The 16952-nt window shown below is 60.2% G+C and carries 18 protein-coding genes; 9 read left to right on the top strand and 9 right to left on the bottom strand.

The annotated features are described in order from the left end of the window. The first annotated feature begins 49 nt into the window (after positions 1-49). From GGD62_RS04375 to GGD62_RS04350, 6 genes are all read left to right on the top strand, one after another. Positions 50-253 carry an AlpA family transcriptional regulator gene (locus GGD62_RS04375; protein WP_183707280.1) on the top strand — a complete coding sequence of 68 codons (204 nt, stop codon included), beginning with the start codon at positions 50-52 and terminating at the stop codon, positions 251-253. A gap of 86 nt (positions 254-339) precedes the next feature. After that, positions 340-993 (top strand): hypothetical protein, encoded by a 654-nt coding sequence (locus tag GGD62_RS04370; protein WP_183707278.1) that lies wholly within the window; start codon positions 340-342, stop codon positions 991-993. Positions 994-1069: 76 nt separating this feature from the next. Beyond that, on the top strand, positions 1070-1300 hold the full coding sequence (locus GGD62_RS04365) for a hypothetical protein (RefSeq protein ID WP_183707276.1): 231 nt from the start codon (positions 1070-1072) through the stop codon (positions 1298-1300). Continuing rightward, positions 1297-3603: a phage tail length tape measure family protein gene (locus GGD62_RS04360; protein ID WP_183707274.1), complete on the top strand. Its 2307-nt coding sequence runs from the start codon at positions 1297-1299 to the stop codon at positions 3601-3603. Before GGD62_RS04365 ends, GGD62_RS04360 begins: the two co-directional genes overlap by 4 nt. Continuing rightward, a complete protein-coding gene (locus tag GGD62_RS04355) occupies positions 3600-4028 on the top strand; it encodes a hypothetical protein (RefSeq protein ID WP_183707272.1) in 429 nt (142 codons plus the stop codon). Before GGD62_RS04360 ends, GGD62_RS04355 begins: the two co-directional genes overlap by 4 nt. Before the next feature lie 433 nt (positions 4029-4461). Further along, positions 4462-5871, top strand: coding sequence for a hypothetical protein (locus tag GGD62_RS04350; RefSeq protein ID WP_183707270.1), 1410 nt, complete (start codon positions 4462-4464; stop codon positions 5869-5871). Positions 5872-6342: 471 nt separating this feature from the next. Here GGD62_RS04350 and GGD62_RS04345 read toward each other — a convergent pair whose 3' ends face one another. From GGD62_RS04345 to GGD62_RS04325, 5 genes are all read right to left on the bottom strand, one after another. Further along, positions 6343-6573 (bottom strand): DUF6894 family protein, encoded by a 231-nt coding sequence (locus GGD62_RS04345; RefSeq protein ID WP_183707269.1) that lies wholly within the window; start codon positions 6571-6573, stop codon positions 6343-6345. 275 nt (positions 6574-6848) lie between these two features. Next, positions 6849-7031 (bottom strand): hypothetical protein, encoded by a 183-nt coding sequence (locus GGD62_RS04340; RefSeq protein WP_312014248.1) that lies wholly within the window; start codon positions 7029-7031, stop codon positions 6849-6851. Between the two features lie 396 nt (positions 7032-7427). Continuing rightward, positions 7428-8213 carry a hypothetical protein gene (locus GGD62_RS04335; protein ID WP_183707267.1) on the bottom strand — a complete coding sequence of 262 codons (786 nt, stop codon included), beginning with the start codon at positions 8211-8213 and terminating at the stop codon, positions 7428-7430. A 426-nt stretch (positions 8214-8639) separates the two neighbouring features. Then, positions 8640-9362 (bottom strand): SOS response-associated peptidase, encoded by a 723-nt coding sequence (locus tag GGD62_RS04330; protein ID WP_183707265.1) that lies wholly within the window; start codon positions 9360-9362, stop codon positions 8640-8642. Between the two features lie 37 nt (positions 9363-9399). Further along, on the bottom strand, positions 9400-9657 hold the full coding sequence (locus GGD62_RS04325) for a hypothetical protein (protein ID WP_210317722.1): 258 nt from the start codon (positions 9655-9657) through the stop codon (positions 9400-9402). 483 nt (positions 9658-10140) lie between these two features. Between GGD62_RS04325 and GGD62_RS04320 the strand changes: the two genes are divergently transcribed. Beyond that, positions 10141-11766: a recombinase family protein gene (locus tag GGD62_RS04320; RefSeq protein WP_183707261.1), complete on the top strand. Its 1626-nt coding sequence runs from the start codon at positions 10141-10143 to the stop codon at positions 11764-11766. On the opposite strand, the gene GGD62_RS04315 is transcribed toward GGD62_RS04320, so the two are convergent. From GGD62_RS04315 to GGD62_RS04305, 3 genes are all read right to left on the bottom strand, one after another. Continuing rightward, positions 11756-13291 carry an FAD-dependent monooxygenase gene (locus GGD62_RS04315; RefSeq protein WP_183707259.1) on the bottom strand — a complete coding sequence of 512 codons (1536 nt, stop codon included), beginning with the start codon at positions 13289-13291 and terminating at the stop codon, positions 11756-11758. The two genes, GGD62_RS04320 and GGD62_RS04315, sit on opposite strands and share 11 nt — an antisense overlap. 241 nt (positions 13292-13532) lie before the next feature. After that, the gene (locus GGD62_RS04310; protein WP_183707257.1) at positions 13533-13877 is read right to left on the bottom strand and encodes a response regulator; all 345 of its coding nucleotides are present in this window, start codon (positions 13875-13877) and stop codon (positions 13533-13535) included. Between the two features lie 63 nt (positions 13878-13940). Then, complete coding sequence (locus GGD62_RS04305) at positions 13941-14225, bottom strand: hypothetical protein (protein WP_246799983.1); 285 nt, start codon at positions 14223-14225, stop codon at positions 13941-13943. 194 nt (positions 14226-14419) lie between these two features. Between GGD62_RS04305 and GGD62_RS04300 the strand changes: the two genes are divergently transcribed. Both GGD62_RS04300 and GGD62_RS04295 read left to right on the top strand, forming a co-directional pair. Continuing rightward, positions 14420-15625: a hypothetical protein gene (locus tag GGD62_RS04300; RefSeq protein WP_183707255.1), complete on the top strand. Its 1206-nt coding sequence runs from the start codon at positions 14420-14422 to the stop codon at positions 15623-15625. A gap of 128 nt (positions 15626-15753) precedes the next feature. Further along, entirely contained in the window at positions 15754-16023 is a 270-nt protein-coding gene (locus tag GGD62_RS04295; protein WP_146101412.1) for a hypothetical protein, read from the top strand. Positions 16024-16139: 116 nt separating this feature from the next. On the opposite strand, the gene GGD62_RS04290 is transcribed toward GGD62_RS04295, so the two are convergent. Then, positions 16140-16850 carry a methyltransferase gene (locus GGD62_RS04290; RefSeq protein WP_183707253.1) on the bottom strand — a complete coding sequence of 237 codons (711 nt, stop codon included), beginning with the start codon at positions 16848-16850 and terminating at the stop codon, positions 16140-16142. Between the last annotated feature and the right edge of the window lie 102 nt (positions 16851-16952).

Here is a 16952-nt window from a genome sequence, read left to right as displayed (position 1 = left end):
ATAGTTAGAAATCTAACAGAGTGTGCTCATTGAATTTCAGGAGCACGCCGTGTCGCAGAAGCTCATTGGCTACGCCGGCCTTTCGGAGAAGGGCATCAACGCCAGCATGGTGACGCTATGGCGTTGGGAAAAGGCCGGAAAATTCCCGAAGCGAGTTCGGGTCTCTCATCTCAAAGTCGCATGGGTCGAGAACGAAGTCGACCAACATATCGCTGCGCGCATCGCCGAGCGCAGTCGACCCATCGCGGCTTGATGTTGACAGTCAACATCTTAAGCAAACTCGCAACACTCGTTCCCCTTATTTCGTAAGAATTGCAATCACTCGAAGAGCGCGAAGACATGCCGCTAAATATCACCGAAGCGAGCCTCGAAGCAGTGAGAGCGGAGTTTCGCGAACTGTATATCAAGGATGCGAAATCAGGGCGCTATCATCTCGAATTGTCCGATCTGAAAACCTACGTCGAGACACACGTATCCCCGGTTGAAAACGAACTGAAGCTTACCCTCGAAAACGAGCGAAGACTGATTCTCAGCGCAGCACTACGAAATGCGAACGTATCCCCCGAGGGCGATGAGCTTTTGATTGGACGTCTGCAGCGCCGACTCGCGATCGACACTGTGGACGGAAAGCGTGTCGTTTCGATCTTGGCCGAGGACGGGACGCCCCTGGTCGGCAAAGGACCGCGCGGGCTCGCCACGATCGATGATCTGATGAGAGAGACGACCGTGAAGTTTCCCTCAATGTTCAATGGACGTGGGATGCCACAAGTGAATAACGAGGACGCTTCAGAAGTCGCCAGCAAATCCGATTTCAATTCCGAAAAGGCACGAGCCGCCTGGGTCAAGAAACACGGCCTTGCTGCCTATTTGGCGCTACCGACGGCCGCAGTGCCGAAATCGATCAGCAGAAAATCGGATTTCAAAACCGAAAAAGATCGTGCTGCCTTCGTCGATGCAAACGGGCTTTCGGCTTACAGCGCGCTGCCAGACTGACATTTGGGCAATCGAGCGCTAGATCGTCGGTGCGAAACGTCTCTCAAGCCCCCACTCAATCTATCGAGCACGACACATGACAACCAGCAATTTGAAAACGATCGTGCTCGACTTCGGGGCGGCTTTGCTGAATGGCGTCCGCAGCGGTGCCGATGAAGCTGGACTGGCCAAGATGCGCGACCAGGCATTCGATCGGCTCCGCGAATTCAAGGAAGGTCCGGCTGCGCCGGCTCTCGAAGAAATCTTCGACGTCTCGTGCGAGATCGGACGAAAGCTCGACATGGCGTCGATGGAGATGGCAGCATGAGCACAGATATTGCCCGCCTTGGTCTTGCGATCGATAGCAGTCCCGTAACGGCTGCATCGACCGCGCTCGACAAGTTTCAGGCATCGGCGAACGCGGCAGCGGCCGGCGCCGACAAGCTTCAGGCCGCGACCAGGACGACCGGCGCGAATGTCGTGGCAATAAGCCGGTCGGCAGAAACGGCCGCGAAGGGAATCGACAAGGTCGCCGCCTCGACTGGTCTCGCCCGCCACGAGATGATCAACCTGTCCCGCCAGATGCAGGACGTTGGCGTTTCGCTCGTCTCCGGCCAGTCGCCGTTCATGGTCCTGGCGCAGCAAGGCGCGCAGATCGCGGACATTTTCGGTTCGAGCAAAACCGGCACCGTCGGCGGCGCGCTGCGCCAAATCGGTTCGAGCATTGCCGGCATTTTGACGCCGATGCGCCTGCTTGGTGGTGGCGCTGCGCTTATCGCGACTGGATTCGCCGTCGCCGCGAACAGCATCATCAAGAGCACGCTGGCGCTCGATGACCTGTCCCGCTCGACCGACCTTTCGCTGACCAAGATCCACGGATTGCAGCAAGCGACGTCCGCCAAGGGCATCGGCAACGACGAGTTCTCCAAGGGCATTACCGAGTTCGCCGATAGCGCTTACCAGGCGCAGCGGAATTTCGGCTCGTTGAACTCGCTGATGAACGCCAATGGCAAGAGCGCCAAGGATCTGTCCGGCTACCTCGGCAGCGTCGCCGATCTCGTCGCGCGCGCCACCGGCGACGTGCAGAAACAGAAGATTTTGCGCGAGGCAGGCTTGCCGAGCGATGCCGCGTGGGTCCGGTTCATGGAACAGGGCTCGAAGGGCATTCAGGCGGCGGTCGACGGCTCGGTGAAGTTCAACGAATCGGCCGAACTCAACCTGATCCGCAAGGCCCGCGAATTCGACGACGCTTGGAATAAGGCGACCACCAACATGGTCAATTATTTCAAGTCCGGCGTCGTCGATATCACCGCCGCACTCGCCAGCATCAAGGTTCCGGACTGGCTAAAGACGATCGGCGACAAGGCGCTATCGATCAACCCGCTAACGGCCGGCGCCTACAATCTCGCCAAAACGGCGGCCGGCGCGCTGTCCAGCGATCCCAACTTCGCCGACCGCTTCGGTTCGTTTGACCGTCCGCTGAACGCCGGCCAGATGCAGCGCGGCCTCAACCAGCGCGCGGGGATCGCCGAGCCCAAGACGGGCACCGAGCGGCTGATCGACATCGGCAAGGCTCAACAGACGATCGGATTGCTCGGTAGCCTGGCAACGGTCGAAGATCAGGTCAAATCGAAGTCGCTCGAACTTGACGCCGCCTTTATTCAGAACGGCGTCGGTGTCGGCAAGATGCGCGACGCGGTCCTGAACGCCGTCCGCGCGCAAGCGGAGTTGGCGCGTGTGCAAGAGCAGGCGAGCATCGGTATTTTCAGCTTTCGAGACGCGAACAAAGCCGCAGCCGACACATTGCAGAACTGGGCGGACCGAAAGTTGTTCGACCCGAGCAACATTGAGCAATTTAGCCGAGCTGCAACCCTCGCAGCCAAGACCGTAGAAGACCTGAACGACCAAGCCAAGGTCGCCGGGTCGCTCCTGCCGCAGTTCCAGCAAGCATTGAACGATGCCGGCAACGCCCGCAAGCAACTCGACTCCCTGATGGTCGAGGGAATGAGCGTCAACCGTGGGTTCTTCGTCGAGTTCGGGCAGCAACTCCGAGCCGGCGCAACCATGTGGGATGCGTTCAAGTCCGCAGGTCTGAACGCCCTCGGTAAGATCAGCGACAAGCTGATGCAGATGGCGGCCGACAAGCTGTTCGCCTCGGCGTTCGGCGGTTCGTCGGGCGGTTTCGGGCTCGGTTCGCTGTTCGGCGGCGGAAGCGGCAGCGTGGGCGTCATGAGCGCGGCGGGTGATCTCGGCGCCGGTACGGGCGGTCTGTCGTTCCCCATGTTCGCGGGCGGCGGTTACACCGGTAACGGTGGCAAGTTCCAGCCGGCCGGCATCGTCCACAAGGGCGAATATGTGATGGACGCCGTCACCGTGCGTCGCGTTGGCGTCGCCAATCTGGACAGCCTGCGCGGTTATGCGGACGGCGGCTTGGTTGGACACATGAACCGCGCCGCCGGCAATAGCGGTCCCGCCGTGGTCATGCAAGACAACCGGCAAATCAGCATCGGCGAAGGCGCCTCGCAAGAGACGGTGACGCAGCTCCGCGAGGAATTGGCCCGTGACCGCGCCGCCCGTTACGCGGACACGGTGCGGATCTTCCACACGGCCAAGAAAAGGCGGGAAGTATGAGCATCAGCTTTCCGCTCGCAAATATTGAGCAGAAGTTCTATCCGCTTCTGCCCCTCGAGACCCAGCGTCAGCCGTTCATGGAGCAATGGATTGACGCTGCTCTTCATGCTCGTGACTGGCACGAAAGAGCGACGCAATTCGATGGATTGCTGCAAAGCGCTCTGATGGCGGCCATTCTTGGTAAGCAGGCAACGTCCACGTGTTTGGGAGCGTTGGCTTCCTACGTGACTGCCGCGGTCGAACATTTGGAAATGGGTGCAATCGCCCAGCTCGATAGTGCTTGGGCTTACCGTTTTTGTTTGCACAAAGAATGGAGTGACACCGCGGCACGGTTCATCGGCGAACAAAAGCGCAGGCACCTTGCGCGATGGTTCGATGACCATCCAGGCTTTGCCACTTGGGCTGAATTGCGGGGTTTCAAATGACACCAGAGAAAGCTCGGAACGATAAGCAGTGACGATCTGCTCGCCTTGTGCGGATGCACGAATTTGAAGAGATCGCCAGCCGGTCGGCTCCGTGCCCACCGGACGGTGCTCCGCGCCCGAGTGCGCTCGGTGAGATGCCGGGAGTGCGTGTGGTTCGGACGATCGACGTCAGTCGCGGGACGCCACGATTGATCAGCCGGTCTAACGGTTGACCAGGCGGACGCGCCTGCGTTGGCCGGATGTCACAAACAACAGGACCCCAGATGAAAATAGACCTCCACAATCTGCCGCCCGAACTCACGGAGCCACACCACGACGCGCGCGGTTGGCTCGCTTGGCAGCCCTCCAAGGACAAAGCTTGGCGCAAGCTGGATGGAAAATGGCTCCCGATCGCGGAAGCAAACGCAATCGTCGAAGCAAGGAAGCAATCCCGATGACCGCACTTGCCAGCTACACCACCGGCACCGCCTCCGTTTCTGCGGGCGGAACAACCGTCACCGGCTCCGGGGCGATCTGGTCGGGCACCAACGTCAAGCCCGGCGATATTTTCCAGATCGGCAATTTTCAATCAGTCATCTCGGATGTGACCGACGCGACGCATCTAGTCATTCCGCCGTGGGGTGGCGGCAACCAGAGTGGCGTCGCCTATTCGATTTGGAAGGTTTCGCCGCAGCGCTTTGCCGGCGCGCAGGCGATGCAATCGGTTAATGAACTGGTCGCGGATCTTAGCTCGAACAGAATCCCTGTCGTTGTCGGCGACGACGAGACTGTGCCGGATCCATCGCTCGGCGAGGAAGATCAGACCGCAATTCAGCCAACCACCGGTAAGGTCTGGGTAAAGACCGGCGGCGTCTGGACTTATTTGGGCATCTACCGCGGCTTTAACTTTACCGGCGATTACGATAACGCGACTGTATATGCCTATGGCGATGTGCAGACGACGTCGGGATCGTCCTACATCTACATCAATGAAACACCGAGTGCGGGGCATCCCGCGCCGAACACGACCTATTGGCAACTGCTCGCGAGCAAGGGCGATGCAGGTGCGGCCGGCGTGGATGGCTCGAATGGTGCGACTGGCGCGACCGGACCAGCGGGGGCGGGCGCGACAGGACAATGCAAGCTGGTCAAATCTGGCTCAAATCTTGTCCTGCAACCGCTCAACGGCAACGTAACCCGCGTCAACGGCCAGGTGTGCACGATCCCGAACGGAGGCGTGTCGCTGGCGCCGACCGGTCTCACCCCGGGCACCACCTATTTCATTTATGCGACCAAATCTGGCGGCGTCGTCAACGCGATCGAAGCTTCGACAACGGCTCACGCGACATCGACGACAAGCGGCAACGAAGGCACGGAGATCAAGACCGGCGACAACACGCGCTCGCTTGTCGGCATGGCCAGGGTCGTTACGGGGCCGGCTTGGGCCGACACAGCCGCGCAGCGATTTGTTGCATCATGGTTCAACCGCGAGAGCCGCGACGTGACTGGTGCAGCGGATGGAGTATCGACCGACACAGGAACGAGCAGCTACACTGAAAAGACCGTCTCCAAAGCGGAATTTGTTGCGTGGGCAAATGAGGTCGTCGACGCGAAGATCACCGGGACGCTGACGAACTACACGAGCACAGGCGCATGCGGGTTTGCGATCCTTCTCGATGGCGTGGTCGGAGACAATTGGGACGTAAACCCAACGGCGGCCACATATCGAATTCCTGCATCCGGTATGATCAATCAAAAAGCGGGAACGGACGGATACCATTATGTTTCGTTCGGCTTGCGGGCCATCGGAGGCGGCACGGCGTCGGCGATCTACGGGCTCAAGGCGATGGCAACAGTTGGATAGGCGAGCACGCGCAACCATCAAATGGCGAAGCTGCCGCCGAGCGGGTATACGATGTTGAGCCCCGCTTCGTCTGCCTGAACTGCGGTAGCCGGGACGCTGACGTCAGGCCCGACTTTGATCGATGCACCCCACCGCCCGCAATCATAGGCCATCGAACGCGACAGCCGCAAAAAAACGGCCCCAGCCATTTGGCGGCGACTGGGGCCGTTGGACTTACTCCGGCCCACGGGGGGCATGGAGCCGGAGCACAGCACCAAGCCTGAGGCTTGCCGGTAGTTCCTAAGGGAAGAGACTGCGCCGAATGCGAGAACCGGCCCATCGCCAAACGCGCGTCTGACGACGGACCGTCCCGGGTGGATGGCGCGTCTAGATCGCGCCACAGACCGAACTCCCAATCCTGCTGGCCGAAGAGTCGTTCCTTTGTGCCAAAATACTCCGAGCGGGGCCGGGAGGCCGCCCGCTGAAGCGGTCTTACTTCGGCTTCTCGGCGTGGATGTGGAGGACGTAGAGGGTGTTCTGGAACTCGTCCACTACCTCCATCCGCCATCCAAGGTCCGGCGTTAGCTTCCCATCGAGGCTTTGGAGTATCTGCCCAGCCGTCACCGTGGCTTCATGCCAAGCGGCGTGCTTGTCGGGCAGCTCCTCGCCCTCAAGGTCAGGTTCGTAGCGCTCGTGGGTCACATGGAAGAAATAGCGCGGCATGTGTCAGTAATGCTGACACGCAGGCGCACGTTCCAGCCGACCAGTCTACTTGTAGTGCATGCGAACAACCTGGGGTCGCAACCGATGAACCTATGACACCTTATGTCGCCGGACTTCCCCCGGCTGCATGTTCAGGGCTGCGGCGACATCGGCCCCCAGCTCCTGCTGAACAAGGCTAGCCGTCCACCCCTCAGGGACGGCATCGAGCACCTCGTCGATTGCGTTGTCCCGAGCGGTTGCCGCAAGCCACAGCTGGCGCTCGCCACTATCTGTGATCACCCGAACAATATGAACCCGCTGCATCCTATTACGAATTGCTTCTGGCGGTTCTTCAGCGCCGCCTCAGCAATCCAGGGATAACGCATCGTCCAGTCGGTGCCGTTTCGGGAGAGGAGGCGCACGCGTTCGTTCTCCCGGATAACTATCATCCGGTAGCCGTCGTGCTTCACCTCATGAATCCAGTCCGGCCCGTTCGGGACCTACTTGCTGGCGGTAGCCAGGCAGAGCTCGTACGCCATACGCATCGGCCGAAGATAAGATTTCGCGCAGCGTTTACGAGTCGGGAACAAGTGGCAACTTGAAGGATTGCTTCTCTGCTCCGGTGTCCCAAGAGCCCCCCTGAAACCGGAGCAATCCCCAACGGCCTCAGCTCCCGCCGAGCTGAGGCCGTTCATTTAGTTTACGCTGGCAACTGTCCCGCGCGTCTCGAAGTGGAACGCTGCCAGGCTCGAAATGAATGTCCCGGCAGTTTTTATTCTCCAACTGAGCGCTGAAATCCCAGTTGCACCAAGCCTAGCAATGACCAGAGGGGTCATCGGGCACTCGCCGGGCCCGGTTGATCGGTTCCGATCGCTCTAGCGCGTCGACCAGGGCCACGCCGATGATGTTTGCGGTTTCTTGACTGGCGGCAGCGCGGGGGTTGGCGCCGGCTTTTGCGTCTGGGCGACATTGGCCGACTGCCGCGTCCGCGGCAGTGGTATTTTGGACGTCGCCTTTGGCTCTTCGGGGCTCATTTTTGGCTCTTCATGCATCACATTTGGCTCTGCGGCGTTGGCGATGACGTGGGCGAGTTGTTCCTGGCTTGCGTTGAGCCGCTCGGTGAGCGTTTGGCTGTCGCGCGCCATCTGAATCTGGGTCGCCTTGATCTGGTCGACGGTAGTGTTGTTACGCGCCATTTCTTCCCGGCTCGCCTTGATTTGGCTCACAAGATTCTCATTATCGCGCACCAATTGTTCTTGTCTCACCTCGAGCTGTTCGACCGTTTGCCTCAAGGCAGCGAAATCGCGCGCAAGCGGTTGGAGCTGCCGCGCAAGTTCGGAAGACAGGGCAATTGCAGTCGGCGCGGCCTGTGTCAAAGGTGCCCGGTCTGAGGGGGGCACCATCGCCTTATCAACGGAGGGTGACCACCGCCAGGCAGCGACACCTATGGATGCTATCAATAGAGAACCGAAAACCACGTAGCGCCAACCCGCCGAGCGATGAATCGTTGCTGGCGTGGCGCGAGACGTCTTCCTCCTGATCGGCGGGGCCAGAGGACCGACTTCCTCTTCGCGCGCTGGGTTGACCAGTTTAAATAACTGCTCCTCCAAGCTTTTCGTGATCTGCTCTTCCGCGAGCTTGTCGCTCAGCTTGGAATCCATTTGGCGCTCCACATCAAAAGCAATGGCACCCGCCTGAGAGCGATCCGCATCTGCGCTACGGCGAGCTAACATTCAACAAGACGGTTTTTGAGCCTGCGAATCCCAAAGGTGAGCATGGAGCTGCACGTATCAAGTCGTCTTTTTTACCAGCTCACCCAGAACTGAACTGGCGTTTTTAACGCAGTCGAGGAGGCGGAAGTATGTTCAGAACTCAGGGAACGACAAGGACGGATGTGGCGTGTTTTTTTGCGATGATAGCCGGGAGGCGCGACCGGTGGCTGCCTCCTGAGCGAGAAGGTTCCGCACCCGCGCCCGCGGCTGCGCCGCGACAGTCCGCACGATCGGCGCGGCACGGCCACAGAGGCCCGCCGGTCACGCCGGCGGGCCTGTTCGCTCAATTGCACGCCCCATCCATCCCCAACGAAGCTACTTCGCCGGTGCAGGATCCTCCTTCACGCCGCGGGCAACAATGCGCAGTGCGCCGTCAGGAAGCGGCCGTTGTAGCTTTAGCGCCTCATCAGCAGGCGCGTTCATCCAGATCTCCACCTCATCAGCGGTCGTCAGGATCACGGGCATAGCCTTCGGATGGACGGCGCCGACTTCGGCATTGGGCTCCGTCGTCAGGAATGCGTAGAGGTCGTTGGTGGTCTCGCCCTCCTTGACCTTCCGCACGGACGTCCAATTGGTCCAAATGCCGGCAAAGCATAGGAGGGGCCGGGTCTCGTCTAGCGCGAACCAGATGTCTCCGCCTTCGGCTTTGTTGAACTCACTGAACGAATTGAATGGCACCACGCAGCGGTTCTCGACGCCGAGCCAACGTGTCCAATGCTTGGAGTTCACATTGCGGATGTTGGTGGTGCCGGTATCTGGCTCCATCCGGAGCAGTTCTTTGAAGTCCACCGCCTTGCCCTTGGCTTGCAGCTTCTCAGCTCTCTTCTTGGTGGCGTCCATGAGCGCTTTAGAGGACGACGGCATGCCCCAGCGAGCAAGCGCAAGCTCGCGACCGCCGGCACCTGTCCGGACGATCGGAGCGTTGTAGTCAGGAAAGACGCCTGACATCGGCGCCAGATTGCCCACGTATTGATTGACGACGCGGAACAGCGAGCTGATCGCGGCTTGGTTGGTGGTGATGCTGTAAAGATTGCACATTCTTCAATTACGATGGAGGACGGCTTCAGATTGCTCGTTAGGCGCCGATAGTCGATCCCTGCGCGTGAAGCTTGGTACGGTCGCCGGTCATTTCTTCCACATAGTCATCGATGGCCCTCATCAGCTTATCGCGGTCGGCGCGGACGTCTTTCCTGCCGAACACAAGGTAGTGGCGCAGCCGGCCGAGCTCGGCGAGGTCTGCTGCAACTGCCTCGGCCCGGGCGTCTTCCATCCGCAGGTGCATGCGCTCCCTGTGCCACGCCTTCGCTGCCGCCCTGTTCTCTGCTTTGGTCATGGCGCAAGAATAGGAGCGAGTCGGGGTGGTGACCAGCCGCTGGGGCTTGCGGGTACACGCGGCTGGATCGCAATTGCTTGGTCAATACCGACCAAAGGTCACTGCTGGCAGTTTTTTTGAAATACCGAAATTTCGCTTGCTCCGTCGGGCAAAACAGTGGTCTATGGCGCGCTGGCTGTAATCGAGAGGACCAGCGCTATGGCGGATGAACTAGGAACTCCTTCCGAGCTATCGAAGATTTCCAAGCTCAACGGAGACTTCAAAAGAAACTACGGAACACTGCTCGGGGCGTTCCTCTATTTGCGATCTATCAGCGCTGCGCGTCGAACGACACCATGGGGCGGTTTAATCCTGGCTTTTGCGACAGCGCTTCTGACTTGGGTGGCTAGGTACGGTTGGCCGTGGGGTGATCCATCTTGAAGACGTGAATTTCACGTGCCGGTTTGGCGGTTGTAAATTGCCAAAGTGCGAGGCGTCGGTCCGATGATCAATTCGCTCGTTCCGCACCGCATCTTTTTACCCAAGGCGCAGCGAGCGCTTTGCGCTGCGCAATATGTACGCATGTCCACTGATCACCAACGCTACTCCATCGAGAACCAAGCTGCTGTCATCGCCGCATACGCACAAGCGCGCGGACTAGAGATAGTTCGAACTTATCGAGATGATGGTGAGAGCGGTCTCGGAATAAAGAATAGACCGGGCCTAACCGGGTTGATCACGGACGTTTGCCAAGGTCGAGTGAATTTCGATCACATCCTCATTTACGACGTCAGTCGTTGGGGCCGATTTCAAGACATCGACGAGAGCGCTCATTATGAATTTGTCTGTAGGAAAGCAGGCATGACCGTTTGCTATTGCGCAGAGCAGTTCGAGAATGATGGAAGTGTCATTTCCGGCATCGTCAAGAATATCAAACGGGTGATGGCAGCCGAATACAGCCGAGAACTGGGAGTTAAGGTGCACGCCGGCGCGTGTCATCTCTCAAGGCTTGGCTATCGACAAGGCGGCCGCCCTTGCTTCGGGCTTCGGAGAGAGCTGATTGATGAAAGCGGGCGATCAAGAGGAATACTGGAGAGCGGGGAATGGAAGTCGCTTCGAACCGATCGCGTTATGCTACGTCCAGGCCCGCAACACGAAGTGGAGACAGTGAGGCTGATATTTGATCGTTTCGTGAATGGTCATCTCACCGAAAAGAAAATCGCCCGGGAGCTTAATCTTGCGGGCAGTGTCGACCGGGGGCGACCATGGACCTTCTGCAAGATTCGCTATCTGCTGCAAAACGACAATTACATCGGCATCAATCGTTACAACCGCCACACTTGCAAGCTGCGAACAGTTCGAAAGAAAAATCCGCCCGAACAATGGATCAAGAAGGAGAGGGCATTCGAGCCAATAGTAGACAAGGAAGTCTTCGCGAAGGCGCAGAAGATTCTTGAGGATCGGCGACAATGCTGGAGTGTGTCAGACGAAGAAATGCTCAAGCGATTGAGGGTGTTGCTTCACCGAAGAGGGAGGCTAAGCAGAGACATCATCAATGAGACGGAGGGTATCCCCGGCTCAGTGGCATACCTAACGCGGTTTGGTAGCCTGAGGGCGGCATATAGACTGATTGGTTACGCCCCGAAACGAAACTACGAGTACATTGAATCCCGGACGGTCCGACGCGATATGATTGAAACCTTGGTTCTAAAGGTTGCCGCGGGTCTGGCCAAGTCTGGCGAGGATGTCAGGATCGATCAAGTTCATCAGATCATCAGGGTTCACGGGGTCGCGATATCGTTCCGCGTGGCGCGTAGTCGGCTCGCTCGCGCGGCAACAAATTCTAGCTGGTATATCATACGCGGCCGGCATCTTCCGGGGGGCCTTGTTGTCGTAATTCGATTGAGCGAGGGCAATAGAGAGATCAGGGATTATCTCCTGATGCCTGCATCCCAGTTGGTTGGTCGCGACTTGAGATTTAGTGAGAGGAACCGGGAGCGATTTGGCTTGCGACGATATGGAACTGTCGTTGGTATCATCGATACGATCAAGCGGCGTTTAAGCAATCTCGGCTTTTTGAGGATGCCAATGCCATCGGACCTTGAGCGAGGCACGCCAGTTACTGCGTAGTGGGTGGCCCGAACCAGGCCGTCAGCGCATTAGCGAGATCCGGATGGTTTCCGTCTCCCACCCAGGCCACATGGCCGTCGGGCCGCACGAGAACTACATCTGCCGCGGCGACCCGCCCGATGACAGGAAGCTCCCAGGCGCCATCGTAGCCGGCGTCGACGACATCGACGCGATTTGTCCAGCGCGCGTTGTCGATGCCGCCTCGCTCACCAAAATTGAGCAGCACGCCGCGCGCGCCGTGCAGCAGCGTGAACAGACTTAGCTTCTTTCCTTCGACCATCAGCTCGAGATCGGGCATGCGCTGGCCGAGCAGGGCGTGGCCTTCGCCGAGATCGTACCGGATGTCGAGGCCACTCATCATGGCGCCAAAACGTTTGCGCGGCTCGTCCATGCCGAGCAATTCGGAGACGGTCTCGCGCGCGGCCTTGAGGCCGTCGTCGCCGCGGCGGAGCAGAGCGATCTGCGCCATGGTGTTGCGCAGCACGCGCGCGCCGACGGGATGGCGCTCGGTGTGGTAACTGTCGAGCAGGCTGTCCGGCGAGATGCGATGGACCACCTGCGCCAGCTTCCAGCCGAGATTGACGGCATCCTGCACGCCGGTGTTGAGGCCTTGCCCGCCGACGGAGTGATGGATATGCGCGGCATCGCCGGCGAGCAGCACGCGTCCTTTGCGATACGTCGTGGCCTGCCGTGCCGCATCGGTGAAACGGGAGATCCAGGCGGGATTTTGCAGTCCGAAATCGGTGCCGTAGACCGCGACGAGGGCCTCGCTGAGATCGCGCAAGGAGGGCTCGCCGGTGCGCGCGAGCGTTGCTTCCGTCACGACGACCAGCACGCGGCCGCTCTCGGTCTTGCTGAGGCCGTGAAAGCCGAGCGCATCATGACGCAGGCCGAAGGCCGGCGTCTCGCGCATCTCGACCTCGGCCATGAGATTGCTGAGTGTCGGTGAGGTGCCGGCAAAATCAATGTCGGCGGCCTTGCGCACCAGGCTGCGACCGCCGTCGCAGCCGACGAGATAGTCTGCGCGCAGGCGCTCGTCGCCGGACAGCGTCACGTCGACGCCGGTTTCGTCCTGCGCAAAGCCCGTGACCTCGCGATTGCGATAGAAGGGGACCGCGAGCTCCGCGACCCAGTCGGCCAGGATGCGCTCGATGTGGGTCTGCCGCAGCGCCAGACCGTAAGCGTGCCTTGTGGGGAGATCGCTGATGTCGAGCCGCGTCCAAGCAAAGCCTGCCAGCTGGACGCGCTGCCCTTCGCGCAGGAAACGGTCGGCGACGCCGCGCTGATCGAGCAGCTCGATCGTGCGCGCGTGCAGTCCGCCGGCGCGCGTCTCGACCAGCGCCTGGTCGGCACGGCGCTCGACGACGGCAACGTCGACATCGGCGAGCGCGAGCTCCGCAGCCAGCATCAGCCCGGTCGGGCCGCCGCCGGCGATCACCACGGCATGGTCCGGCGGCATCTGGTTCCGCGCGTCGGCTCCCTGTGGCTGGCGGCGTGAACGGGACGTCGGAAGCAGTACAGGCATGTCGTGACCCCTCGGCTGGTTGCTTTGGATGTTCCCTGGGTCGGGGGTTCTACGGCAGAGGCGGGGACTTGAAGCAAGCCCGTTGCGCACCACATATTGAGTTGGGAGGAGGGGCTTCCTCTTCCGCGTTCGCCGCGTTGACACGTCGGGCAAAACACCGGCATAAAGGCATCATCGAAAGAGTTTGGTTCAGCCCGCGCGGAGCAATCTGCGGCGGGTTTTCTTTTGGGGCATTGGATGGTCAGCTGACGCCGGTGGTCCGCTGCATGATGTCGGCGAGCTCCTCGAACGAAAATGGCTTCCTGATCATCGGAAGGCCGCCGCGCCGGGGCTCGCGACCCGACAATTGCAGCATCTTCAGCTCCGGGCGGGCGCGCTTGGCCAGCTCGGCCAGTTCATGACCATCCATGCCGGGCATGTTGATATCAGTGATGAGGATGGAGATGTCCTGGTTCTGCTCGAGCCGTTCGAGTGCATCCAGGCCGCTTTGGGCGCTGATCACCTCGCAGCCGAGATCTTCCAGCATGCCCACGATCACGTCGAGGACGGCGGGATCGTCGTCAACAACCAGGACAGTGCGGCTCATCGCAGGAACGTTCCTTCTGACGAAGCATTCAACGCACCTCTCGTCAGGTAGGTTCCGGCGGGGCTAATCGTCTTGCGACAAATCGCCGGGTTTCGTCGGGAGGCCGATGGTACCGCCCTCGCCGTGGGCCAGGTCGCGGTCCTCGTCCTTCGTCTCGCTGGCATCCTTGATGACTGTTTGCCGAGAGGTGCCGTTGTTGCCGGTGCGCGGTTTTGAATCGGAGAGTTTCCGCGAGGACTTCGATGTCATTTTTCGATCCTCCTGGCCAGCCAATGCTGAGCGACCTTTTCGTTCGGCTTGCTTCGCTCGTTGCCCATGCCGGCTCTCGGGCGGCACCGGCCGCGTCATCAGATGCCACCCTTCGATCTATAGGCAAGAACGTTGATGCGGGTACTATGGTGCTCTACAACTATCGCTTGCTATCAAGCAGGAGTTGCGTCAAACGTGGATCCTCGTGCTTTGCGTGGGGCCGGCGACCGTTGGAAACATCAAGTATTCGCAGTGCATTACTAGGACTGGCCGTTGCGGCTGGCTCCGTCGTTGTGCTGGCGCATGGTCTGCTCGGCCTCGGCTCCAAATTCACGGGGCTCGCCTTGGTTGTGCCGATTGGGCTACTGGTCGTGATGGCGCCTTGGCGCGAGATTCGACCCAATCTTTGCGACGGGCTTGCCGCTGCGCTGGCGGTCAGTATCGCGGTGGCGTGCCTCTTGAATGGTTTTGCGGACCTGAAGGAATTGATCCTCCTGGGCGTGACCCTGACGCATTATGGCGCGGGCCGACTGGCGCCAGCGCGCGACGCGCGTCGAGGTGTGCTGACGGTCGGCGCGATTGTCGTCGCGATCGGAATGCTTGCGACGACGGTTGCACTCGCCGAGCAATGGTCCGACCATCACGGCAAGCCCTATGTGTTCGGCGAGTTCGATGCGGCGCCGGCGCAGTTCGCCATGCTGCTTGGCATCGTCGTGATCGCCGCCGTGACGTCCGACCGGCTGCCGCGCATGGCGTTCGCTGGGATTAGTATGCTTGCGGTACTGGCTGCGGCAGTGTTTGCAGCCTCTATGGTGCGGTTCTCGTTGCTCGCCCTTGAGCTGGTCGCGCTCGCCGGCGCGCTTCTGTGCGAGGGCGCGGCGCGGCGGCGCGGTCTGGTGTTAGTGGCGTTGCTCGCCGTTGCGATCGGCGCCGGTGCCGCTGCCCGCTGGAGTGCGGCCTCAGTCTATGGGCGGCATCTTTTGACCGCAACGGGCGTTACCGCGGTTGCGCCGAACGCCCGGATGCTGACTCCGGTGGCGGTTGGCTGCCCTGCGGTCGATTTCGACAACTCGATCGCGATCCGCAAGCAGCTGCTGGCCGACGCTTTGCGGATTTTGCCCGAAGCAGGGCCATTCGGAATCGGCGCTGGAGGCTTTGCCGTCCACAGCTGCGTGCCGGGCCTCGGCACGCATAATAGCTTCGTCGAGGTCGCCATCGAGTTCGGCTGGCTAGCCGGCGTGCTCCTCATCGCGTCGGTCGCCGCCGCCTGGCGCTCAGTGACTCCGCTCGCCCGCGTGCTCGCGGATTACCGCTTCGTGGCCTGCATGACGTTGTTCGTTGTGCTGCTGAGCCTGGCGCATGGACGTATCAGTCACGATTTCGTTCTGCTGCTCACGCTCGGCCTCGCCGGGCATCTGCGGGCAACCAGGAGTACCGTCGCGCAAAATTGGATGCTGCGCGGCCTTGTAACGTGGCCATTGCGGAGGCCGGTCGGTTGAGGCGTGTGGACCCTGCAGCCGAGGTTGCCTTGGTGATCATGTTCGCTTGTCACCTCCTGTTTACGCCAGTTGCAGTCTGGGCTGCGCTGAGCGCAGCCGGCCCACGCCCGCAGGGGCGTATCGTCGAGATGCTTGATTTCGAACCGGTCGACGGCAAGCTGAGGGCGCAGACCTTTCGGCTGATGCGCAGCAACTCGCTAGCGGCGGATGACGATCGGGCCATCCTCGTCGAATTGTCTGGAGGCCGGCTCCGCCAGCTCGAACGGTCGCTCTGGTCGCTCAACGAGCGCGCATCTCACAACCTCTATCGCTTTGTCATCATGACGCGGCCGCCGGACGGCATTGTGGGTAAGCGTTACTGGATCGTGGTGCCGGATTCCGGAAAACCCTGGGGATGAGCAGAATACTCTTGGCAAATTCAATCGCTCGATTGGCGGCGATAGCGTGTCTGCCTTCCGCCGCGGATGTGCTCGGCATGGGCGGGCGGCATCGACCTATATGAGTCTCAGGCTTTTCAGGAGACTTTGGCGGCCCAACTGGGGACGTTCGCGCCCTTCTTTATGATCCCGATAAAATAGAACTCGCTCTCGCGTGTAAGCTCTTTGTGGTCGCCTTGAGTGAACACAATTTCAAGGCCCGCTACGTCGATCATCTCGCGGAAGGTCTCAACGGTCGAACCGCGATTGTTCTCCTGAAGAACGATCACGCCGTCGTCGGCTAGGTACGGGTGTATCGTGTTGAAGAACTCCCGGTGGATGGCCCAATCAGGGTCGTGAGCGCGGATATCGCCTTCATACTGGTCAATGAAGTGGGGCGGATTGCTCACCACCAAATTCCAGCGCTCGCTTTTGGGTATGCTCCGCAGATTGTTGGACTCGTAGACTGAGACGCGATCCTCAAGGTGGTTCAGCCTGACCGTGTTCTTGCAACGGTTCACCGCCGCGGGATTGATGTCAGCCAGGCACAGCGTTTCGCACAAGCCGTGGCCCAGCATCGAAAAGCCAATAAATGCCGGCCCAGCGCACCACTCGAAGAGGCGAGGCTGTTTAGGCATTCCGCGGGAGCGCAAAAATGGAATGAAGTCTTGGCCGAACTCGATACCGCCTCCATCGAGCTCGCTCTTATACTCGACCGTGATCCCACCAAGGACGACGCGCTTCGCCGGCCTTATTCGGCGCAGTGCCGGCCTCACAAAGCCATGCTCGATCGTATGCAGAACGCCCATCGATTTCACCGTAAAACTGATCCGGACCCGACGACGCTAAAGCCGCGTGCCAAAAGGCCACTAAAAGCGAGACAACCGCAAATTGTTTCGGTAGATTGCTGA

The sequence above is a fragment of the Bradyrhizobium sp. ERR14 genome (assembly GCF_014198235.1).
Lineage (GTDB): Bacteria > Pseudomonadota > Alphaproteobacteria > Rhizobiales > Xanthobacteraceae > Bradyrhizobium.
Note: the sequence above shows the minus strand (reverse complement) of the source record. Positions and strands in the feature narration are given on the sequence as shown.